Origin of the sequence: Streptomyces sp. NRRL F-2664 (genome assembly GCF_000719345.1) — a bacterium.
GTDB lineage: Bacteria > Actinomycetota > Actinomycetes > Streptomycetales > Streptomycetaceae > Streptomyces.
The window spans coordinates 14,149-35,344 of sequence record NZ_JOFX01000037.1; the positions used below are offsets into that span (position 1 = coordinate 14,149).

21 protein-coding genes are annotated in these 21,196 nt (G+C 73.6%); 13 read left to right on the plus strand and 8 right to left on the minus strand.

Features of this window, described 5'->3' with window-relative positions; translation table 11 throughout:
• Nucleotides 1-32: 32 nt before the first annotated feature.
• The 5 genes from rimO to IF89_RS0126760 all read left to right on the plus strand — a co-directional run bounded on the left by rimO (nt 33) and on the right by IF89_RS0126760 (nt 3,705).
• Nucleotides 33-1,538 carry a 30S ribosomal protein S12 methylthiotransferase RimO gene (gene rimO / locus IF89_RS0126740; RefSeq protein ID WP_030773235.1) on the plus strand — a complete coding sequence of 502 codons (1,506 nt, stop codon included), beginning with the start codon at nt 33-35 and terminating at the stop codon, nt 1,536-1,538.
• Nucleotides 1,535-2,191, plus strand: a complete 657-nt coding sequence (gene pgsA / locus IF89_RS0126745) for a CDP-diacylglycerol--glycerol-3-phosphate 3-phosphatidyltransferase (RefSeq protein ID WP_030773237.1) — start codon at nt 1,535-1,537, stop codon at nt 2,189-2,191. Before rimO ends, pgsA begins: the two co-directional genes overlap by 4 nt.
• 23 nt (nt 2,192-2,214) lie before the next feature.
• Nucleotides 2,215-2,754 (plus strand): CinA family protein, encoded by a 540-nt coding sequence (locus IF89_RS0126750; protein ID WP_420706969.1) that lies wholly within the window; start codon nt 2,215-2,217, stop codon nt 2,752-2,754.
• A 109-nt stretch (nt 2,755-2,863) separates the two neighbouring features.
• Nucleotides 2,864-3,241, plus strand: a complete 378-nt coding sequence (locus IF89_RS0126755) for a helix-turn-helix domain-containing protein (RefSeq protein WP_030773243.1) — start codon at nt 2,864-2,866, stop codon at nt 3,239-3,241.
• 107 nt (nt 3,242-3,348) lie between these two features.
• Nucleotides 3,349-3,705: a hypothetical protein gene (locus IF89_RS0126760; RefSeq protein WP_420706966.1), complete on the plus strand. Its 357-nt coding sequence runs from the start codon at nt 3,349-3,351 to the stop codon at nt 3,703-3,705.
• Here the strand turns inward: IF89_RS0126760 and IF89_RS0126765 are convergent.
• The 3 genes from IF89_RS0126765 to IF89_RS0126775 all read right to left on the minus strand — a co-directional run bounded on the left by IF89_RS0126765 (nt 3,653) and on the right by IF89_RS0126775 (nt 5,970).
• Nucleotides 3,653-4,417: an SDR family NAD(P)-dependent oxidoreductase gene (locus tag IF89_RS0126765; RefSeq protein WP_030773249.1), complete on the minus strand. Its 765-nt coding sequence runs from the start codon at nt 4,415-4,417 to the stop codon at nt 3,653-3,655. The genes IF89_RS0126760 and IF89_RS0126765 overlap by 53 nt on opposite strands.
• Nucleotides 4,418-4,481: 64 nt before the next feature.
• Nucleotides 4,482-5,276: an Fpg/Nei family DNA glycosylase gene (locus IF89_RS0126770; RefSeq protein WP_030773252.1), complete on the minus strand. Its 795-nt coding sequence runs from the start codon at nt 5,274-5,276 to the stop codon at nt 4,482-4,484.
• A gap of 121 nt (nt 5,277-5,397) precedes the next feature.
• On the minus strand, nt 5,398-5,970 hold the full coding sequence (locus IF89_RS0126775) for a TetR/AcrR family transcriptional regulator (protein WP_030773255.1): 573 nt from the start codon (nt 5,968-5,970) through the stop codon (nt 5,398-5,400).
• A 127-nt stretch (nt 5,971-6,097) separates the two neighbouring features.
• Here IF89_RS0126775 and IF89_RS0126780 point away from each other — a divergent pair, with 127 nt between their 5' ends.
• Nucleotides 6,098-6,805 carry an NADPH-dependent F420 reductase gene (locus IF89_RS0126780; protein WP_030773259.1) on the plus strand — a complete coding sequence of 236 codons (708 nt, stop codon included), beginning with the start codon at nt 6,098-6,100 and terminating at the stop codon, nt 6,803-6,805.
• 12 nt (nt 6,806-6,817) lie between these two features.
• On the opposite strand, the gene IF89_RS0126785 is transcribed toward IF89_RS0126780, so the two are convergent.
• Entirely contained in the window at nt 6,818-11,407 is a 4,590-nt protein-coding gene (locus tag IF89_RS0126785) for an ATP-dependent helicase (protein ID WP_030773262.1), read from the minus strand.
• A gap of 80 nt (nt 11,408-11,487) precedes the next feature.
• On the opposite strand from IF89_RS0126785, the gene IF89_RS0126790 reads away from it, so the two are divergent.
• The 3 genes from IF89_RS0126790 to IF89_RS0126800 all read left to right on the plus strand — a co-directional run bounded on the left by IF89_RS0126790 (nt 11,488) and on the right by IF89_RS0126800 (nt 13,454).
• Entirely contained in the window at nt 11,488-12,321 is an 834-nt protein-coding gene (locus IF89_RS0126790) for an AraC family transcriptional regulator (protein WP_030773264.1), read from the plus strand.
• Between the two features lie 105 nt (nt 12,322-12,426).
• Entirely contained in the window at nt 12,427-13,149 is a 723-nt protein-coding gene (locus IF89_RS0126795; protein WP_199820566.1) for an AzlC family ABC transporter permease, read from the plus strand.
• Nucleotides 13,146-13,454 (plus strand): AzlD domain-containing protein, encoded by a 309-nt coding sequence (locus tag IF89_RS0126800; RefSeq protein ID WP_030773269.1) that lies wholly within the window; start codon nt 13,146-13,148, stop codon nt 13,452-13,454. Before IF89_RS0126795 ends, IF89_RS0126800 begins: the two co-directional genes overlap by 4 nt.
• Here IF89_RS0126800 and IF89_RS0126805 read toward each other — a convergent pair.
• Nucleotides 13,423-14,478, minus strand: coding sequence for a hypothetical protein (locus IF89_RS0126805; RefSeq protein WP_420706967.1), 1,056 nt, complete (start codon nt 14,476-14,478; stop codon nt 13,423-13,425). The genes IF89_RS0126800 and IF89_RS0126805 overlap by 32 nt on opposite strands.
• 80 nt (nt 14,479-14,558) lie before the next feature.
• Here IF89_RS0126805 and IF89_RS0126810 point away from each other — a divergent pair, with 80 nt between their 5' ends.
• Both IF89_RS0126810 and IF89_RS0126815 read left to right on the plus strand, forming a co-directional pair.
• Nucleotides 14,559-14,753, plus strand: coding sequence for a DUF3046 domain-containing protein (locus IF89_RS0126810; protein ID WP_030773274.1), 195 nt, complete (start codon nt 14,559-14,561; stop codon nt 14,751-14,753).
• A 333-nt stretch (nt 14,754-15,086) separates the two neighbouring features.
• Nucleotides 15,087-16,175 carry an AI-2E family transporter gene (locus tag IF89_RS0126815; RefSeq protein ID WP_420706970.1) on the plus strand — a complete coding sequence of 363 codons (1,089 nt, stop codon included), beginning with the start codon at nt 15,087-15,089 and terminating at the stop codon, nt 16,173-16,175.
• Here the strand turns inward: IF89_RS0126815 and IF89_RS0126820 are convergent.
• Entirely contained in the window at nt 16,129-16,884 is a 756-nt protein-coding gene (locus tag IF89_RS0126820) for a Clp protease N-terminal domain-containing protein (RefSeq protein WP_030773281.1), read from the minus strand. The genes IF89_RS0126815 and IF89_RS0126820 overlap by 47 nt on opposite strands.
• A 124-nt stretch (nt 16,885-17,008) precedes the next feature.
• Between IF89_RS0126820 and IF89_RS0126825 the strand changes: the two genes are divergently transcribed.
• Nucleotides 17,009-17,680 carry a class I SAM-dependent methyltransferase gene (locus IF89_RS0126825; protein WP_051807661.1) on the plus strand — a complete coding sequence of 224 codons (672 nt, stop codon included), beginning with the start codon at nt 17,009-17,011 and terminating at the stop codon, nt 17,678-17,680.
• On the opposite strand, the gene IF89_RS0126830 is transcribed toward IF89_RS0126825, so the two are convergent.
• The gene (locus IF89_RS0126830) at nt 17,674-18,717 is read right to left on the minus strand and encodes a S66 family peptidase (protein WP_030773288.1); all 1,044 of its coding nucleotides are present in this window, start codon (nt 18,715-18,717) and stop codon (nt 17,674-17,676) included. The two genes, IF89_RS0126825 and IF89_RS0126830, sit on opposite strands and share 7 nt — an antisense overlap.
• Before the next feature lie 72 nt (nt 18,718-18,789).
• Entirely contained in the window at nt 18,790-19,842 is a 1,053-nt protein-coding gene (locus tag IF89_RS0126835; RefSeq protein WP_043194439.1) for a PP2C family protein-serine/threonine phosphatase, read from the minus strand.
• Between the two features lie 236 nt (nt 19,843-20,078).
• Here IF89_RS0126835 and recA point away from each other — a divergent pair, with 236 nt between their 5' ends.
• A complete protein-coding gene (gene recA / locus IF89_RS0126840; protein ID WP_030773294.1) occupies nt 20,079-21,194 on the plus strand; it encodes a recombinase RecA in 1,116 nt (371 codons plus the stop codon).
• Nucleotides 21,195-21,196: the final 2 nt, after the last annotated feature.

The window sequence follows — 21,196 nt, forward strand, 5'->3', positions numbered from 1 at the left end:
GGCCGACGCCGGGACGAAGTAGTCTTGAGTCCATGCCCGAACGCCGTACCGTCGCCCTTGTCACTCTTGGCTGCGCCCGTAACGAGGTGGACTCGGAGGAGCTCGCAGGCCGCTTGGCGGCGGATGGCTGGGAGCTCGTCGAGGACGCCGCCGACGCGGACGTAGCCGTCGTCAACACCTGCGGCTTCGTCGAAGCCGCCAAGAAGGACTCCGTAGACGCCCTGCTGGAAGCCAACGACCTCAAGGACCACGGCAAGACCCAGGCCGTCGTCGCCGTCGGCTGCATGGCCGAGCGCTATGGCAAGGAGCTCGCCGAGGCCCTCCCGGAGGCCGACGGGGTCCTCGGCTTCGACGACTACGCCGACATCTCCAACCGCCTCCAGGTCATCCTGAGCGGCGGCAGCGTCGAAGCCCACACGCCGCGCGACCGCCGCCAGCTGCTGCCGATCAGCCCCGCCGCGCGCCAGGCCGCGGACGTCGCCCTGCCCGGGCACGCCCAGGCGCCCGCCGAGGAGCCCGCCGAGGCCCCCGCCGACCTGCCCGAGGGTGTCGCGCCCGCCTCCGGGCCGCGCGCGCCGCTGCGCCGCCGCCTCGACAAGAGCCCGGTGGCCTCGGTGAAGCTGGCCTCCGGCTGCGACCGGCGCTGCTCCTTCTGTGCCATCCCGTCCTTCCGCGGGTCCTTCATCTCCCGCCGCCCCAGCGACGTGCTGGGCGAGACCCGCTGGCTCGCCGAGCAGGGCGTGAAGGAGATCATGCTGGTCTCCGAGAACAACACCTCGTACGGCAAGGACCTCGGCGACATCCGGCTCCTGGAGACGCTGCTGCCCGAGCTGGCCGCCGTCGACGGCATCGAGCGCGTCCGCGTCAGCTACCTCCAGCCCGCCGAGATGCGCCCCGGCCTGATCGACGTGCTGACCTCCACCCCCAAGGTGGTGCCGTACTTCGACCTGTCCTTCCAGCACTCGGCCCCCGACGTGCTGCGCGCCATGCGCCGCTTCGGTGACACCGACCGCTTCCTGGAGCTGCTGGACACCATCCGCTCCAAGGCCCCGCAGGCCGGTGTCCGCTCGAACTTCATCGTCGGCTTCCCCGGCGAGAGCGAAGCCGACTTCGCCGAGCTGGAGCGTTTCCTCACCCACGCCCGCCTCGACGCGATCGGTGTGTTCGGCTACTCCGACGAGGACGGCACCGAGGCCGTCACCTACGAGAACAAGCTGGACGAGGACACGATCGCGGAGCGCCTGGCGCACATGCAGCGGCTCGCCGAGGAGCTCACCGCCCAGCGTGCGGAGGAGCGGATCGGCGAGACCCTGGAAGTGCTGGTGGAGACGGTCGTCCCCTTCGACGAGGCCGAGGAGGGCGAGGGCGCCTACGGGCGCGCCGCCCACCAGGCCCCCGAGACCGACGGGCAGGTCGTCTTCACCGACGGCACCGGCCTGGTCCCGGGGCGCATCGTCACGGCGAAGGTCGTCGGCACCCTGGGAGTGGACCTCGTGGCCGAGCCCCTGGAGACGGACCTTGAGGAGGCGACCGGATGACCGGTGTCCCGGCATCTGCGGCGGGCGGGACCGGCCGCCGGCCCGTGCCCGGCGCGACGCTGGGCGCCGCGGCGGTCGATCAGGCCAGCCTGTGGAACATCGCCAACATCCTGACGATGATCCGGCTCGTGCTGGTGCCGGGGTTCGTCCTGCTGCTGCTCGCCGACGGCGGCTACGACCCGGCCTGGCGGGCCTGGGCGTGGGCGGCGTTCGCGGTCGCCATGATCACGGACATCTTCGACGGGCACCTGGCCCGGACGTACAACCTGGTCACCGACTTCGGCAAGATCGCCGACCCCATCGCCGACAAGGCGATCATGGGGTCGGCGCTGATCTGCCTCTCGTGGCTCGGCGAGCTCCCGTGGTGGGTGACCGGGGTGATCCTCGGCCGTGAGCTCGGGATCACGCTGCTGCGCTTCTGGGTCATCCGCTACGGGGTGATTCCGGCCAGTCGCGGCGGCAAGCTGAAGACGCTGGCGCAGGGCACCGCCGTGGGCATGTACGTCCTCGCGCTGACCGGCGCGCTGGCGACGATGCGCTTCTGGGTGATGGCGATCGCGGTCGTGCTGACCGTCGTCACCGGTTTGGACTACATCCGCCAGGCGATCGTGCTGAGGCGCCAGGGTCTGGCCGCGGAGCGGGCCGCGCGGTGACCGACGGGACGGGGGAGGCTTCGGTGGCGCAGGGGCGTGCCGGAGTGAACGAGGGGCGCACGGCCGCTGCGTACGCGCTCCAGCTGCTCGCGGAGCGTGACGAGACGGTCGCGGTCGCGGAATCGCTGACCGGCGGCATGGTCGCGGCCGAGCTGACGGCCGTCCCCGGGGCCTCCCGCTCGTTCCGCGGATCGGTGACGGCGTACGCCACGGAGATCAAGCACCGCGTCCTGGGTGTGGATGCCGCCCTGCTCGCGGCGGAAGGGGCGGTGAACGCCCAGGTGGCGGCCGAGATGGCGGCCGGGGTGCGCCGGGTGATGGGTGCTTCGTGGGGAATCGCGACGACCGGGGTGGCCGGTCCGGAGCCGCAGGACGGGCAGCCGGTGGGCACGGTGTACGTCGCCGTGGACGGTCCGGGCGGCAGGAAAACGGTCCGGCTGAGGTTGAACGGCTCCCGGGCGGAAATCCGTAGGGAGAGTGCACGCACAGTGCTCGGGCTTCTCTCGGACGAACTCCGTGGGAATGCGCGGGGGCAGGATACGGAACAGAACGGGGGGATTTGATGTTTGCAGCCCTGAGTGAACACGACATCGCTCCCCGCACGGCCGCGGCGCGAGGCGGTACGGTGGGGCGTGAAGGATGCGGCTACACGGTCAGAGGAGGGAGCCACCGATGATTCTGCTCCGTCGCCTGCTGGGTGACGTGCTGCGTCGGCAGCGCCAGCGCCAGGGCCGTACTCTGCGCGAAGTCTCCTCGTCGGCCCGAGTCTCGCTCGGCTATCTCTCCGAGGTGGAGCGGGGGCAGAAGGAGGCATCCTCCGAGCTGCTCTCCGCGATCTGCGACGCGTTGGACGTACGGATGTCCGAGTTGATGCGCGAAGTCAGCGACGAACTGTCGCTCGCTGAGCTGGCACAGTCGGCCGCGGCAAGCGAACCGGTCGGTGCACCGGTCCGCCCGATGCTCAATTCGGTCTCGATGGCTTCGGTCGCCGGTCCGGAACGGGTGACCATCAAGGCACCTGCGGAAGCGGTGAACGTCGTAGCCGCGTGAGCGGGCACGTGCGTGTTTGAGCTTGGCCGGGAGCCCCGGCCGGTGCCAGGAGCACCGGCCGGGGCTCCCGGCCGTTCTGGGTGCGGCTGCGGGGGGCGTGCGAGACGATGGGGCGGTCCGGGTCCCGGCCCCTGGAGGTGGCAGTGCGGACGTCGCTGCGCATACCCGTGCTGTCGGCCCTCGCGCTCACCCTGGGGGTGCTCTGGTGGTGGGCGGTGTTGCGGCTGGTCCTCGCGCCCGACGAGGCGGGGGTGGTGGAGGGCGCGGTGGCGGTGGGCGGCTGGGGACTGGGGCTGCTGCCGGTGCACTGTGTGCCGGCGCCGCTGCGCAAGGCCCGGCGCCGGGCCGGGGCGGCTGCCCGGGACGGCGGCGCGAAGGCCGTGGACGGCCGGGCGGACGTATCCGGGGCGGTCACCAGGGCATCGACACCCCTCCGTTCGGACGCAGGATCTGGCCCGTCATGAAGGACGAGGCGTCCGAGGCGAGGTAGAGCACCGCCTGAGCGATGTCCTCCGGTTCGCCGACCCGGCGCAGGGGTGACATGCGGACCATGGCGGCCTCGGTCTGCTCCTGGGCCTCGTGCCGGCCGGTCATGGGGGTGCGGATCCAGCCGGGGGCGACGGCGTTGACGCGTATGCCGTACGGGCCGCTCTCGCTGGCGAGGGTCTTCGTCAGCTGGACGACGGCGGCCTTGGCGGCGCTGTAGCAGAGCAGGCCGGGCTGGGCGGCGTCCACGGCGCCGGAGGCCATGGTGACGATCGAACCCGGTCGGCCCGCCGCGATCATGGAGCGGGCTGCCTCCTGGCAGGTGCGCAGGACCCCCTTGAAGTCGATGTCCAGGACCCGGTCGAGGTCCTCGTCGGCCGTCTCCAGGACGCTGCTCGTGTGCATGATCCCAGCGATGGCAGCGGCGATGTCGAGCGGGCCGGCGGCGCTGACGGCCGCCCGGATCGCGGCCCGGTCGGTGACGTCGAGGCCGTGGACGGTGGCGGTGCCGCCGGCCTTGCCGGCCAGGCGGGCGGTCTCGGCCAGGCCCTCTTCGTCGCGGTCCGCGCAGTGCACGTGGGCGCCGGCGGAGGCGAGGAGGACGGCGGTGGCCCGGCCGATGCCGCTGGCGGCTCCGGTGACCAGGGCGGTGCGGCCGGTGAGGTCGTACAGGGCGGTGGGTGTGGGCATGCCGGGACGGTACGACCGTATCTGACGGGCCGTCAATCACCGTGTGCGCTCCTGCCCCGAAGGCTCAGGGGGTGGGGCCGGGCTGGCAGCGGGGGCACCAGTAGGTCGGGCGGTCGTCCCGGGAGACCTTGCGGACGAGGGTGCCGCAGCGCAGGCAGGGCCGGTCGCCGCGGCCGTAGACGAAGAGCTCCTGGCCGGGCCGGTGGATGCCGGTGGTGTTGCGGTGGCCCGGCCGGTCGCCGATGTTCGCCGACAGCAGCCGGTGGGATGCGGCGGCCAGCCGCAGCAGCGTGGGCTCGGGGAGGCCGCCGACCGGCGTCCAGGGGGTGACCTGGGCGAGGAAGCAGAGTTCGCACATGTAGACGTTGCCGATGCCGGCGAGGTTGCGCTGGTCGAGCAGGGCCTCGCCGAGGGGTCGCTCGGGGGCGGCCAGGAGGTTGGCGACCGCCCGGGCGGCGTCCCAGTCCGGCCCGAGGATGTCCGGCCCGAGGTGGCCGACGACGCGGTCCTCCTCGGCGGTGCGGATCAGCTCCAGGACGGGGAGGCGATAGCCCACGGCCGTGTGCCCGGCCGTCCCCAGGACGGCGCGGACCTCGTATTCGGGGCCTCCGCGCCACTTCTGGCCGGCGGTGAAGACGTGCCAGGCGCCGTCCATGCGGAGGTGGCTGTGCAGGGTGAGGCCGCCCTCGAAGCGGGCGAGGAGGTGCTTGCCGCGGGGGGTGACGTCGAGGGTGACGCGGCCGGTGAGGTCCGCAGTGGCGAAGCGGGGGACGCGCAGGTCGCTGCGGGTCACCTCATGTCCTGCCAGGGCCGCGTGCAGGCGGGTCGCCGCGCGCCGGATGCTGTCGCCTTCGGGCATGCCCCCATTGTCGCCCGCCGCCGCCCCGGCCGGGTGCGGCAGGGGCCGACGCGCTCACCTCGGGCGGCGGGACGTCTCGCCGGCGCGGGCGGATCCGCCGGGCCGCCGCAGGGGCAGGGTGTCAGGGCCGCGCGGGGAGGAGGGCGTGCCTGAGGACGGCCAGGGTCTCGGCGCGGGTCGGGGGGACCGGGGCGTTCAGCGCGTGGAGGCAGAGGCCGGTCATCAAGGGGGCCGCCGTCGCGGCGGCGGTCGCGCCGAGCAGGGGGGTCAGGACCTCGGTGGTGGTGCGGGCGGGGAGGCTCGCCGTCTCGCGGAGCTCAGGGCGGCGCAGCGCGGCGGTGTGCAGCTCGTACTCGACGACCATGGCGGTGCGGCCCTCGGCCGAACACGCCATCACGCCGTCGGCCAGCGCCTCGACGACCTGTTCCGGGGTGGCGTCGGCGTGGGCCCCGGCCCAGTGGCGCACGAAGCCGGCGAAGCGTTCCGCCGCGCGCTCCAGGGCGGCGCGGACCAGTGCCTCGCGGTCGGCGAAGTGGTACGTGGTCGAGGAGAGCGAGACGTCGGCCCGCTCGGCGACGGCCCGGTGCGTGAGGCCCTCCAGCCCGCGTTCCGCGATCAGCTCCTCGGCCACCTCGGCGATCCGCTCCCGTCGGTTCGGGTCGTGTCGGCGGGTGCGGCGGACTTTCTCGGTCACTGTGGTCAGGCTCCTTCCGGGTGCGAACACTCTTGCACAGAGGGCATTGGTACGGACGTCCGTACCAATGCTACGGTGGACGAGTCAGCGGGAGGGGACGACGCCACCACAGGAACGGAGCACCACCATGAAGATCGCAGTCCTCGGAACCGGGGCCGGCGGCCGCGCCCACGCCGCCAAGCTGCTGAGCCTCGGGCACGAGGTGTACGTCGGCACCCGCGACTCCCAGGTCACGCTGGGCCGCACCGAGCCCGACTTCATGGGCGTCGAGCCCTTCGGCCAGTGGCTGGCGGACTACCCGGGCATCGAACTGCGGACCTTCGGGGAAGCCGCCGCGGCGGCCGACTTCGCCATCAACGGGATCGACGGCGCCAACGCCGTCCGCGTGCTCGAAGGCATCGCCGGGCAGCTCGCCGGCAAGACCCTGATGGACTACGCCGTCCCGTACGTCTACAACCCCGAGCAGGCCCACCCCTGGCCGACCCCCTGGGGCGTGATGCCGGCCCTCGACCCCGTCGACCACGACAGCCTGGGAGAGCGGATCCAGCGCGCGCTGCCGCAGACCAAGGTGGTCAAGGCATGCGTCACCCAGGAGCAGGAGACCGTCGTCGACCCGCGGGCCGTGGCGGGCGGCGACCACACCATGTTCGTCGCGGGCGACCACGACGACGCCAAGGCGGAGGTCACCGGACTGCTGCGGTCCTACGGCTGGCAGGACGTCCTCGACCTCGGCCCGCTCGTGAGCTCCCGCGGCATGGAGATGTACGCCCACATGCACAGCGCCATCCAGTTCGCGCTCGGCGGCGCCCGCTTCGGCGTCAAGGTGATGCGCTGACCGCAGGCCCGCTCACTGCCTCAGGCGCAGTCCCCGGGGCGTCGCGTGGAACCCGGCCGCTTCGAGCGGAGGACCCAGCGGCGAGGTGAGGGCGGCCTCGGCATTGATCCGCTCCACCGTCAGCGCCGGCAGGCTGCCCGATCGGCAGCCGGAGGCGAGGGCGGCGACCGCCGCCGTCAGCCGCGGGTCCTCCGGCCCGGGCCAGGCCAGCAGGGTCTTGCCGCCGCGCTCCAGGTACAGGGTCAGTTCCCCGTCCACCAGAACCACCAGGGAGCCCGCCTTGCGGCCCGGCTTGTGCGTGGCACCGGCCGGCGGCTCGGGCCAGGGCAGGGCCGCCCCGTAGGCGTTGGCCGGGTCGGCGGCGGCCAGGACCACCGCCGCCAACGGGGGCGGGGTGCGCTCGGCGGCCCGGAGCCGGTCCACCGCTCCGTCCATCGCGAACTGGGCGGCACCCAGCCCCTCCACCACATAGCCCCGCCGGGCCTGACCGCTGTCCTCGAAGGCCGACAGGACGCGGTAGACCGCGCTGAAGCCCCCCTCCACGCCCTCCGCGGCGACCGCGCCGCGGGTCACCACCCCGTGCCGGTCCAGCAGGGTGCGGGCCAGGGCGTGCGCCCGGTGGGTCGGGTCGGGCGCCTGGGACGGCAGCAGCGACCAGCGCCCGGACACCGTGGGCGGACCTGTGCGCGACGCCGTCGCACTCAGCGTGCCGTAGCGCCCGCGCGGGACGGTGCGGCGGGCCCGGTGGGCCGTGGAGCCCGCGGTGCGGCCCGACCCCAGCAGCGAGCGCAGCGGGGCCAGCGTGTCGTTGGTGAGCCGGCCCGACCAGGCCAGCTCCCACAGCGCATCGGAGAGCGCGAGGTCCGACACCTCGGGGAACTCGGCGCGGACGGCCTGCGCGATCTGGCGGAAGAACAGGCCGTACCCGCCGGAGAGGGCCGCCAGGACCGCCTGCTGGACCGGGCTCGCCTCCAGCGGGTGCGGCGGGGGCAGAAGCAGCGGGGCCGCGTCCGCCAGGTACAGGGACACCCAGCCGTCCTTGCCGGGCAGGGCTCCGGCCCCCGCCCAGACCACTTCCCCCGTGGTGGTCAGCTCGTCCAGCAGGCCGGGAGAGTAGCCGGCGACCCGCGACGGCAGGATCAGCCGCTCCAGCGCGGACGCCGGCACCGGGGCGCCTTGGAGCTGCTCGACCGCGCGGGCCAGGCCGTCGAGGCCGCGCAGGGCGCCGCCCAGGTGCTGCCACTGGGGCAGGAACGTGGCCAGCGAGGTCGGCGGGACCGGCTCCAGCTCCTGGCGGAGCGCGGCGAGGGAGCGGCGGCGCAGCCGGCGCAGCACCGCCGCGTCGCACCACTCCTGCCCGATGCCGGCCGGGTGGAACTCGCCCTGCACCACCCGCCCCGCCGCCGCGAGACGGTTCAGGGCGCCCTCGGTGACCGCCGTGCCCAGGCCGAAGGCAGAGGCCACGGCCGCCGTGGTGAACGGCCCGTGGGTGCGCGCGTACCGCGCCAGCAGGTCCCCCAGCGGATCCTTGACCGGCTCGGTGAAGGCCTCCGGCACGCCGACGGGCAGGGCGGTGCCCAGCGCGTCCCGCAGCCGCCCCGCGTCCTCGATCGCCGCCCAGTGCTCCGCGCCGCCGATCCGCACCCGGATCGCCCGGCGCGCCTCGGCAAGCTCGCGCGCCCAGCCCGCCTCCGCGCCGCGCTCGGCCAGCTGACCCTCCGTCAGCGGGCCCAGCAGGCGCAGCAGATCCGCCACCGATTCGGCGTCCTTGGCCCGCCGGTCCTCGGTGAGCCACTGCAGCTCCCGCTCCAGCTCCTCCAGCACCTGCGCGTCGAGCAGCTCACGCAGCTCCGCCTGGCCGAGCAGCTCGGCCAGCAGCCGGGAGTCCAGCGACAGCGCGGCCGCCCTGCGCTCCGCCAGCGGGGAGTCGCCCTCGTAGAGGAACTGGGCGACATAGCCGAAGAGCAGGGAACGCGCGAAGGGGGACGGCTCCGGGGTGGTGACCTCGACCAGCCGGACCCGGCGCGCCTCGATGTCGCCCATCAGCTCGGTCAGGCCCGGCACGTCGAAGACGTCCTGCAGGCACTCCCGTACGGCCTCCAGCACGATCGGGAAGGAGCCGAACTCCGATGCCACCTGCAGCAGTTGGGAGGCCCGCTGGCGCTGCTGCCACAAGGGGGTGCGGCGGCCCGGGCTGCGGCGCGGCAGCAGCAGCGCGCGAGCCGCGCACTCGCGGAAGCGCGACGCGAACAGCGCCGAGCCGCCCACCTGGTCGGTGACGATCTGGTTGATGTCGCCGCGGTCGAAGGCGACGTCGGCCGCCCCCAGCGGCGCCTGCGCGTCGTCGAACTCGAAGGCGGGAGCGCCCGCCGGATCGTGGTCCAGGAGGTCCATGGACAGCAGGTCCACGTCCGGGAGGCGGAGCACGATGCCGTCGTCGGCGTGCATCACCTGGGCGTCCATGCCGTACTTCTCGGCGAGGCGGGCGCCGAGCGCCAGCGCCCAGGGCGCGTGCACCTGGGCGCCGAACGGCGAATGGACGACGACCCGCCAGTCGCCCAGCTCGTCGCGGAACCGCTCCACCACGATCGTCCGGTCGTCCGGGACGTGGCCGCACGCCTCGCGCTGTTCCGCCACGTACGCGAGCACGTTCTGCGCGGCCCAGGCGTCCAGGCCGGCCGACACCAGCCGCAGCCGGGCGTCCTCCTCGGCGAGCCCGCCCAGCTCGCGCAGGAACGCGCCGACCGCGCGGCCCAGCTCCAGCGGGCGGCCCAACTGGTCGCCCTTCCAGAACGGCAGCCGCCCCGGCACCCCGGGGGCCGGGGTGACCAGGACCCGGTCGCGGGTGATGTCCTCGATGCGCCAGGAGGTGGTGCCCAGCGTGAAGACGTCGCCCACCCGGGACTCGTAGACCATCTCCTCGTCGAGCTCGCCGACCCGGCCGCCGCCCTTCTTCGGGTCCGAACCGGCCAGGAAGACCCCGAAGAGCCCGCGGTCCGGGATCGTGCCGCCGGAGGTGACCGCGAGGCGCTGGGCGCCCGGCCGGCCCGTGACCGTCCCCGCCACCCGGTCCCAGACCACGCGCGGGCGCAGCTCCGCGAAGGCGTCCGACGGATAGCGGCCGGCCAGCATGTCGAGCACCGCCGTGAACGCCGACTCCGGGAGCGCCGCGAACGGCGCCGCCCGCCGCACCAGCGCGAGGAGGTCGTCCAGCTGCCAGGTGTCCATCGCGACCATGGCGACCAGCTGCTGCGCCAGGACGTCGAGGGGGTTGGCGGGAATGCGCAGGGACTCGATCGCCCCCGTGCGCATCCGCTCGGTGACGACCGCCGCCTGGACCAGGTCGCCCCGGTACTTGGGGAAGACCACCCCGGTGGAGACCGCGCCCACCTGGTGCCCGGCCCGGCCCACCCGCTGCAGCCCGGAGGCCACCGACGGCGGCGACTCCACCTGCACCACCAGGTCCACCGCGCCCATGTCGATGCCCAGCTCCAGACTGGAGGTGGCGACCACGGCCGGCAGCCGGCCCGCCTTCAGGTCCTCCTCGACCAGCGCCCGCTGCTCCTTGGACACCGAACCGTGGTGCGCCCGCGCCAGCAGCGGCGGCGCGCCCGTGGCCGCGCCCGACTGGGCCATCACCTCGGCCGGGGAGGAGTGCTCGGGCAGCTTCTCACCCACCGCCCGCTCGTACGCGATCTCGTTGAGGCGGTTGCACAGGCGCTCCGCGAGCCGGCGGGAGTTGGCGAACACGATCGTCGAGCGGTGCGCCTGCACCAGGTCCGCGATCCGCTCCTCCACGTGCGGCCAGATCGACGGCCGGTCCCCGCCCTCCCGGCCCTCCGACGCGGGCGAGCCCCCCAACTCGCCCATGTCCTGCACCGGGACGACCACCGACAGGTCGAACTCCTTGTCCGACGGGGGCTGCACGATCTCCACCCTGCCGCGCGGCGCCAGGTACCGGGCCACCTCCTCGACCGGGCGGACCGTCGCCGACAGCCCGATCCGGCGGGCCGGCCGGGGCAGCAGCTCGTCCAGCCGCTCCAGGGACACCGCCAGGTGGGCGCCGCGCTTGGTCCCCGCCACCGCGTGCACCTCGTCGACGATCACCGTCTCGACCCCCGCCAGCGCCTCCCGCGCGGCCGAGGTCAGCATCAGGAACAGCGACTCGGGGGTCGTGATCAGGATGTCCGGCGGCCGCGTGGCCAGCGCCCGCCGCTCCGCCGCCGGCGTGTCCCCGGAGCGGATCCCCACGCGGATGTCCGGCTCCGGCAGCCCGAGCCGCACGGACTCCTGCCGGATCCCCGTCAGCGGGCTGCGCAGATTGCGCTCGACGTCGACGGCGAGGGCCTTCAGCGGCGACACGTACAGGACCCGGCAGCGCTTCTTCGACTCGGCGGGCGGCGGGGTCGAGGCGAGCCGGTCGAGGGCCGCGAGGAAGGCGGCCAGGGTCTTGCCCGAGCCGGTGGGAGCCACCACCAGCACGTCCGCGCCCTCCCCGATCGCGCGCCAGGCACCCTCCTGCGCGCTGGTGGGCGCGACGAAGGCCCCCGTGAACCAGGAGCGGGTCGCGGGGGAGAACGAGTCGAGCGCAGCGCCTGCCATGCCCCCATCGTGCACCCCGCCACTGACAACGCCCCGGAGCTGCGCAAACGCGAGTCGTCGCAGGAGCGCAGAATGGGGGGATGGCGACGGACGGAGGCCGCGGGGAGTGGGCCCGGCACTGGCGGTACCGGGAACTGCCCGGGCTCGACCTGCTGCGCGCCCACTACGTCCGCCACACCTTCCCGCGGCACGCCCACGACGGCTACGTCATCGCGGCCGTCACCGGCGGCATCGAGGAGGTCGGCCTCCCCGGCCACGTCGTGCGCGCAGGACCGGGCAGCGTGGTGCTGATCAATCCGGAGGTGCCCCACACGGCGCGTGCCGGCGCGCCCGAGGGCTGGGCGTACGCCACCCTCTACCCGTCCAGCGGCCTGATCGCCGAGGTGGCCGCCGAGATCGGCACCCTGCGCGGCACCCCCGGCTTCACCGCCGACCTCGTCACCGACCCGCAGGCCTCCCGCACCATCACCGAGGTGCACCGAGCCGCCGAGGCGGGGAACGCGCTGGCTGCGGACACGCTCCTGCGGGGCGTGGTCGCCCGAATGCTGACCCGGCACGCCGGACCGCTGCCCGCCCGCACGCTCCGCGGCACCGGCGGGTCCGAAGCGGAGGCCGCCCGGGCCGTACTGGAGGAGCGGCTCGCCGACCCGCCGTCGCTGGAGCAGCTCGCGGCCGGGCTGGGCACGAGCCCCTTCGCCCTGCTGCGGGCCTTCCGGGAGCGGTACGGGATGCCGCCGCACACCTGGCTGACCGATGCCCGGGTCCGCCGGGCGCGCCGGCTGCTCGACGCGGGCACCCCGCCGGCGGAGGCCGCGGTCGCCGTCGGCTTCACCGACCAGCCCCACCTGAACCGGCACTTCACCCGCATCGTGGGGGTGCCGCCGGGCGCGTACCGCCGGGAGCGGGCCGGGTAGCGGGTCTCCCGCCGATCGGGCCGGGTCGGCCAGCTGCGGCCGCACGGGGGAGGCCGTGCAAGAACGTACAAGACCGTCCGGCCGGGCCGCGCGTACGTTCGGGGTGTGGGAGACAAGCAGCTGGTCACCGAGCCAGGGACACGAGAGAGCGCGGCGCCCGGCGGGCGGCCGCGGGCCGCCGTCGTACGGGACGCGCTCGGGGTCGGCGTCGCCGTCGGCCTGTCCGGGTTCGCCTTCGGGGTGACCGCGGCCGGAGCCGGCATCACCACCCTGCAGGCGTGCGTGCTCAGCCTGCTCGTGTTCACCGGGGCCTCGCAGTTCGCCCTGGTCGGCGCGCTGGCCGCGGGTGGGAACCCGTTCACGGCAGCCGCCGGGGCCTTCTTCCTGGGGACCCGCAACGCCTTCTACGGGCTGCGCCTGTCGCAGCTGCTGCGGCTGCCGCGCGCTGTGCGGCCCCTCGCCGCGCACTGGGTGATCGACGAGACCACCGCCGTGGCCCTGGCCCAGCCCGACCGCAGGTCGGCGCGGCTGGGCTTCACCGTCACCGGGCTCACCCTCTACGCGCTGTGGAACATCACCACGCTGCTCGGCGCGCTCGGTGCCGAGGCCATCGGCGACACCCGGGCCTGGGGGCTGGACGCCGCCGGCCCCGCCGTGTTCCTGGCGCTGCTCGCGCCGATGCTGAAGACCGCCACCGAGCGGGCGGTGGCCGCCCTCGCGCTCGTCCTCGGCCTGGGCTTCCTGCCCGTGCTGCCCGCCGGGGTGCCCGTGCTGATCGCGGCTCTGGCCGCCCCCGCCGTGCTGTGGATGAAGGGACGCCGCCCGTGAACGTGTGGATCGCCATCGGCCTCACCGTCGTCGGCTGCTACGCCGTGAAGTACGCGGGGTTGCTCGTCCCCGCCGGCGCGCTGGAGCGGCCGCTGGTGCGCCGCCTGGCCGCACTGCTGCCGGTCGCCCTGCTCGCCGCGCTCACGGCCCAGCAGACCTTCAGCACCGGGTCGGCGCTCGTCGTCGACGCCCGCGCCGCCGGTCTGGCCGCCGCCGGGCTCGCCCTGCTGCTGCGCGCCCCGTTCCTGGTGGTGGTCGCGGCCGCCGTCGCCGTCACCGCGGGGGTACGGGCCCTGGGCGGCTGACCGGGGCGGGCAGACGGCCGTAGGCCCGCAGGGTAAGCAGGGCCTCCAGCGTCGCGATCGGCCGCCGCTCCAAGGAGCTGCCCGGAGCCCAGGCCTCCCGGCGGACGGGCCAGCCGCCGTCCGCCTGCTGGGCGGCGGCCAGGTGGTCCAGGGAGCGGCGCATCTCCTCGTCCGTGAACCAGCCGCGGGCCAGCGACTCCGGCCGCCTCGCGACGTCGTGGGGGAACAGGTGCTCGCCCGGCGCGTAGCCCGCGGCCGGCGGGAACTCCGCCCGCCGCCGCGGATCCAGCACCACGAGCCGCTGCTCGCGCACCAGCCGTCCCAGCCGGTCGGCGGCCGCCGCCGCGCGCGCCCGGTCGGGGACGCCGTCGAGGAAGGCCACGGCGCTCTGGACCTCGTACGGGTGCGTGCGGTGCAGGTGCTCGATCCGGTCCCAGCAGAAGTCGGTGGCCCGGAAGAGCCAGGCGTGCCACACGCGGTTGCGGTGCAGCAGGCCGACGACCGGAGCGGTGGTCAGGAGTTCGCCCGGGGGGTCGTCGAGCACCGGGTGGTAGGGGGCCGCCGGGTAGTCGCGCGGGGCGGGGAAGACCACGGGGAGCGCGCCGTCCGGTGTGGAGACCGCCGTCAGGTGACGGCAGAGCCGCTCGATGCGCTGCCCGGCGCAGCGGCCGAGGCCGTCCAGGACGCGCAGGGCGTGAGCGGTGTGCAGGGGCTGGCTCAGCGGCCCCCGCAGGTCCGGATCGAGCGCGTGTCCGTAGCCGCCGTCCGGGTTGAGGTACGAGCCGAGGGCGGTGTCGACCGGGTCGGCGTCCCCGCCGAGGAAGTGGAACGCGAAGCGGCGCTGCTCCAGCACGCGGGCCGTGAGCCAGATGAACCGCTCGGCACGGTCCAGGGCGGGCAGCGGATCGGACGGCGACCGGGGGCCCGGCGGGGCGGGCGGGGTCCCCGCGGTGTGCGCGGGCGGTACGGAGCGTGCGGACTGCGGGGATCGCGGGCTCTGCGGCGAGGCTTCGTCTCCGGGCATGCGTGCAACGTAGGACCCCGCCGGGCGGGAGCGCGGGGCGAACGCGGCCGGTGCACTCTCCGGGGCGGGATACTGGGGGCATGCGGTTGACGATTTTCTGGGAGCGGATGGCCGAGCACTTCGGTGCCGCCTACGCCGACTCCTTCGCACGGGACCACGTCATGACCGAACTGGACGGCCTGACCGTTCACCAGGCGCTGGAGGCGGGCTGGGAGACCAAGGACGTCTGGCGCGCGGTGTGTTCGGCGATGGACGTGCCGGCCTCCCTGCGCTGAGGCTCCGGGCGGCCGGAGCGCGGTGGCGTGCGCCCGTTTCGCGGTACGGGCGGTCGGTGGGACAGACTGGGCGCCGTGGGAGCCACCGAAGAGACGACCGACCAGCCCGCACCCGTCCAGGGAGCCCTGCCGCAGCCCCGGGCGGCCGACCCGGACGCCGCCTCCGCGGCCCCGGCCGCCTCGGCTGCCGAACCGGAGCCGCAGCCGGGCGGCGCGGACCCGGGCGCGGCCGGCACCGCCGCGGCCCGGCCGGCCGATCCCGCCGCGCCTCCGGGCCCCGCCGGCCCGGGAGGACCCCCGGCCGGCGCCGCACCGAACGGGGCGGGGGACCGCATGCCGCGCTGGCTGCCGCGGGCGGTGGTGCTCGTCCTGGCGCTCGTCGCCTGCTTCCAGCTCGGCAGCTGGGCCTTCCACCAGCTGATCGGGCTGCTGGTCAACATCCTGATCGCGTTCTTCCTGGCACTCGCGATCGAACCGGCGGTCGCCAGGATGGCGGCCGCCGGCATGCGCCGCGGGCTCGCCACCTTCCTGATGTTCAGCGCGGTGTTCGCGGTGTCCGTGGGGTTCCTCGCGCTGCTCGGCTCCCTGCTCGCGGGACAGATCATCGCCATGGTGGAGGGCTTCCCGGGCTACCTCGACTCGGTGATCGACTTCATCAACTCCACCTTCCGCACCGATCTGTCCCGGCTGGAGATCCAGGAGAGCGTGCTGCGCTCCGACTGGCTGCGCAAGTACGTGCAGAACAGCGCGTCCGGCGTGCTCGACGTGTCGGCCACCGTGCTCGGCGGCCTCTTCAAGCTGCTGACGATCGGGCTGTTCTCCTTCTACTTCGCCGCCGACGGGCCGCGGCTGCGCCGGGCGCTGTGCTCCGTACTGCCTCCCGCCAAGCAGGCCGAGGTGCTGCGCGCCTGGGAGATCGCCGTCGCCAAGACGGGCGGCTACCTCTACTCGCGCGGGCTGATGGCGCTGATCTCGGGTGTTGCGACCTACATTGTGCTGGCGGTGCTCGGGGTGCCGTACGCGCCCGCGCTCGCCGTGTGGGTGGGGCTGGTCTCGCAGTTCATCCCCACCATCGGCACCTATCTCGCGGGCGCGCTGCCGGTCCTGCTCGCCTTCAGCGTCGATCCCTGGTACGCGCTGTACGTCCTCGTGTTCGTGGTGGTCTACCAGCAGTTCGAGAACTACATGCTCCAGCCGAAGCTGACCTCGAAGACCGTGGACATCCACCCGGCGGTGGCCTTCGGATCGGTCATCGCGGGCACCGCCCTGCTGGGCGCGGTCGGGGCGCTGATCGCGATCCCGGCCGTCGCCACCTTGCAGGCCTTCCTCGGTGCGTACGTCAAGCGCTACGAGCTGACGCGGGACGCGGATTCCTCTACTTCCCGTCCTCGCCGCCGAGTACGGCTGCCAAGGCTTCGCTGACGGTCGCCTCGGTGGCGGCCTTGTCCACCCCGAGCCCGCTCAGGACGCCTTCGCCGTTCTCCAGTTCCAGGAGCGCGAGCAGCACGTGCTCGGTGCCGACGAAGTCGTGGCCCAGGCGCAGGGCCTCACGGAAGGTCAGCTCCAGCGCCTTCTTCGCCGAGGCGTCGAAGGGCACGAGCTCGGGGACCTCGGCCCGGGCCGGCGGCAGTACGGCGGCCGCGGCGGCCCGTACCTCGTCCGGCGAGACCCCCTGGGCGCGCAGGGCGACCCCCGCGAGGCCGTCGGCCTCGGCCATCAGGCCCAGGACGAGGTGGACGGTGCCGATCTCGGTGTTGCCCGCGGCGCGGGCCTCGTTCTGCGCGGCCACGACCACGTTGCGGGCGCGGGGGGTGAAGCGGGCGAAGCCCGCGCTCGGGTCGAGGCCGCCGGCGCCCTCCTTGTCCGCCTTCGGCACGAAGCGCTTCTGGGCCGCCTGGCGGGTGACGCCCATGCTGCGGCCGATGTCGGTCCAGGAGGCACCGGAGCGTCGTGCCTGGTCGACGAAGTGGCCGATGAGGTGGTCCGCGACGTCTCCGAGGGCCTCCGCCGCGACGACGGCGCCGCTGAGCTGCTCCAAGGGGTCGGTGTGGACCTTGTTGATGGCCTCGATCAGATCGTCGAGGCGTACCGGATGGGTCATGCGGACGGGTTCCACCGAAGGGTTCGTCATAGACGCAACCCTAGGTTGACAGTCGGAGCGGCGTCAACCTTTGGTTGTCAGTGGGTGTCGACCGCCGTCCGCCCCCGCCGCCAGTGCCATGCTGGTTGCCGGTAACTCCGGGACGGAGGCTGTGATGGGTTTCTACGCCGAACGGATCGTGCCGCGGATCGTCGACCTCGCCTGCGGGGCGCAGGGGGCCCGGCCGCTCAGGCGCCGCGTCTGCGCCGGGCTGGCCGGGGAGGTCGTCGAGATCGGCTTCGGTACCGGCCACAACGTCCCCTTCTACCCGCCGGGCGTCACCGGCGTGGCCGGGATCGAGCCCTCCGACCTGGGGTGGAAACTCGCCGCCGACCGCGTGGCGGCCTCGCCGGTCCCGGTGCGCAGGGCCGGCCTCGACGGGCAGTCGCTGCCCTTCGGGGACGCCACTTTCGACGCGGCCCTGTCCACCTGGACGCTGTGCACCATCCCGGATCCCGTGGCGGCCCTGCGTGAAGTACGGCGCGTACTCAAGCCCGGGGGAAGCCTGCACTTCGTCGAGCACGGCCTGGCCCCGGCGCGGGACGAGGGCGTCCGCCGCTGGCAGCGGCGGATCGAACCGCTGCACAAGCGGCTGTGCGGCGGGTGCCATCTCACCCGGCGCACCGTCGACCTGCTGACCGCCGCCGGCTTCACCGTCACCGAGCTCGACGTCTTCTACGAGGAGCGCGCGCCGAGGCCCTTCGCCGCCGACTCGCTCGGCGTCGCGCTGTCGCCCCGGCCGGGCGGGGGGGATCCGGCGGAGCAGGGGCGGCCGGCGGATCAGTAGGTGACGGTGATCCGCCGCGCCGGCCCGTCCACCCGGATCCGCCCGCCCACGGGCACCACCAGCTGCGGGTCGGTGTGGCCGAGGTCCACGTCGAAGACCGCCATGGTGTCGGGAGCGTACTGGCGCAGCGCGCGCAGGACGGCCTCGCGCTGCTCGGCGCGGTACCGCTCCTTCTGCCCGGCGTCGAACCTGTTCTCGAACGACCAGCTCTTCGCCCTGCCCATCAGCAGCGCGGGGAACTGCCGCAGCAGGCCGCGCTCGCCCATGGCCCGCAGGATCCGGTACACATCCTCCGCGCGCGGCATCTCCTCGGAGGTCTCCAGGAAGAGCACGTCGCCGGCGTACGACTCGGCGGGCAGCACCTCGCGGCCGGCCATCAGCAGCCACGAGAGGATCTCCACGTTGCCGCCCCAGCCGGCCCCTTCGACCACCCGGTGTCCGTTGTGCCAGGTCCAGCCGTAGGAGCGCTCCATCGACGGCTCGGCCTCGAAGGTGCTCGGGTCCTCCCAGGGGCCGTTGACGTCGCCGTACTCGCCGGAGCGGTTCAGCTCGTACGTGCCCGAGGTGAACAGCGCCGCCCGGAGGGAGTCCGCGGTGGCCGGGTGCATCGCGCCCGGGCGGCCGAGCTCGACCATCACCGAGCCGCCGTGGTAGCCGACGATGCCCAGGTTCCGCAGGAACAGCAGGAGATTGGTGTTGTCGCTGTAGCCGAGGAACGGTTTGGGGTGGGCACGCAGCAGGTCGCCGTCGAGGTGCGGGAGGACGGTGATCTGGTCGTCGCCGCCGATGGTGGCGATCACCGCCTTGATGTCCGGGTCCGCGAAGGCGGCGTGCAGGTCCGCGGCCCGCTCCTGGGGGCTCGCCCCCATCTTCCGCGTGGTCGGGTACTCCACGGGCTCCAGCCCGAAGTCGTCCCGGAGCCTGCGCAGCCCGAGCTCGTAGGGGAGCGGGAAGAGCCCGGGCAGCCCGGACGAGGGGGACAGGACCGCGATCCGGTCCCCCGGGCGGGGTTTGGGCGGATACAGGAAATCGACCATGCGGCGATCGTACGAGCCGCCCGCCCGTCCACCCGCCGCATTTTTCCGCGCGTGCGGGCCCCCGTGCGGGCCTCAGGGCTCCGCGGGGCGCGGGCCGCGCAGGCGGACGGCGAGGGCAGCGATGTCGTCGTCCAGGCGGCCCCTGCTGTAGTGCAGGAGGTCGCGGTGGAGGGCCGTGAGCAGCTCGTGGGGCGGGGTCGGGGGCTGCCGGCCCATCCAGGCCGCCAGCGGGAAGAACTCGCCGTCGCGGGCACGTGCCTCGGCGATCCCGTCGGTGTAGAGGAGCAGCAGGTCGTCGGGGGCGAAGTCGAAGGTGTCGATGCTGTACTGGTCGCCGATCAGGTCCGCGAGGCTGAGCAGCGGCGAGGGAGTGGCCGATTCGAGGGCGCGGGGCTCGCCGCGGTTCAGCAGCAGCGGCGGTGGATGTCCGCAGTTGAGGATGTCGATGCGGCTCCCCTCGTGCGGGATCTGGACTAGGAGGGCGGTGGCGAAGCGCTCCATCGGTCCCTCGGGGGGAAAGGCGGAGTTGTAGCGGGTGCTGCTGGCATCCAGCCGGCGCGCGACGTCGACCAGGTCGGCCTCGCCGTACGCGGCCTCCCGGAAGGCGTTGACGATCGCTGCGGCCGCCCCCACCGCGGGCAGGCCCTTGCCCCGCACGTCGCCGATGAGCAGCCGGACCCCGAACGGGGTGTCGACCACCTCGTAGAAGTCCCCGCCGATGCGGGCCTCCGCAGCGGCCGCGAGGTACAGCGACTCGATCTCGATCCTGCCGAAGCGGCGCGGCATGGGGCTCAGGACCACCTGCTGCGCCGCGTCCGCGACCAGCCGCACCTGGAAGAGCGTGCGCTCCCGCTGGAGCCGGACGTGGCTGCCGTACGCCGCCGCCACGGTGACCGCGATGATCCCGGCGGCAGTCCACCACGTCCCCAGGTCGGGGAAGACGAGGCTGAGGCCGATCATCAGGACGAGGCAGACCGTCCCGAGCAGGACGGTGGGGAGGACCGGCCACATGGCGGCCGCGAGGGCCGGCGCCGCGGGCAGGAGGCGGCTGAAGGCCATCTCCGGCGGAGTGGTGTATGCCAGGCTGGCGATGACGACGGTCAGGATGACCGGCGACAGCCGCACGAGTCTTCCCGGGCCGGGGCGCCTACGGAGTCGTGGCCGTCCAGACTCGATCACACTTCATAGGATATCCACGCAATGAGGGCATAGCGCTCCGAGCGTGGCGAGCTTGACACGGAAATCGAACATCCATTCTGATGAGTTGTCCACAGCCGAACCGGTCGTGGGGCGCATTGTCAGTGGCAGGCATTAGCGTCAATGGCGTGAAGCGATCGACTCAAGCAAACCGGGTGGAACCCATGGCAGGCACCGACCGCGAGAAGGCTCTCGACGCCGCGCTCGCACAGATTGAACGGCAATTCGGCAAGGGCGCGGTCATGCGTCTCGGCGACAAGCCGAACGACCCCATCGACGTGATCTCCACCGGGTCGACCGCGCTGGACATCGCCCTCGGCGTCGGTGGTCTGCCGCGCGGCCGTGTCGTCGAGATCTACGGCCCGGAGTCCTCCGGTAAGACGACCCTGACCCTGCACGCCGTGGCCAACGCGCAGAAGGCCGGCGGCACCGTCGCCTTCGTGGACGCCGAGCACGCGCTCGACCCCGAGTACGCCAAGGCGCTCGGTGTCGACACCGACAACCTCATCCTCTCGCAGCCGGACACCGGCGAGCAGGCACTGGAGATCGTGGACATGCTCGTCCGCTCCGGTGCCCTCGACCTGATCGTCATCGACTCGGTGGCGGCCCTCGTGCCGCGTGCCGAGATCGAGGGTGAGATGGGCGACTCCCACGTGGGTCTCCAGGCCCGCCTGATGAGCCAGGCCCTCCGCAAGATCACCGGTGCGCTCAACCAGTCCAAGACCACCGCGATCTTCATCAACCAGCTCCGCGAGAAGATCGGCGTGATGTTCGGCTCGCCGGAGACCACGACCGGTGGCCGCGCGCTGAAGTTCTACGCCTCGGTGCGCATCGACATCCGCCGTATCGAGACCCTGAAGGACGGCACGGAGGCGGTCGGCAACCGGACCCGCTGCAAGGTCGTGAAGAACAAGGTCGCGCCGCCGTTCAAGCAGGCCGAGTTCGACATCCTCTACGGCCAGGGCATCAGCCGCGAGGGCGGCCTGATCGACATGGGTGTGGAGCACGGCTTCATCCGCAAGGCCGGTGCCTGGTACACGTACGAGGGTGACCAGCTCGGCCAGGGCAAGGAGAACGCCCGTAACTTCCTGAAGGACAACCCGGATCTCGCCAACGAGATCGAGCGGAAGATCAAGGAGAAGCTGGGCGTGGGCGCCCGCAAGGACGGCGACGACACGGCGGCTGCCGCTGCTGCTGCCGCCCCCGCCGATGCCGCTGCAGTGCCCGCAACCGCGTCGAAGGCCAAGACGACGGCCAAGGCCGCCGTCGCCAAGAGCTGACC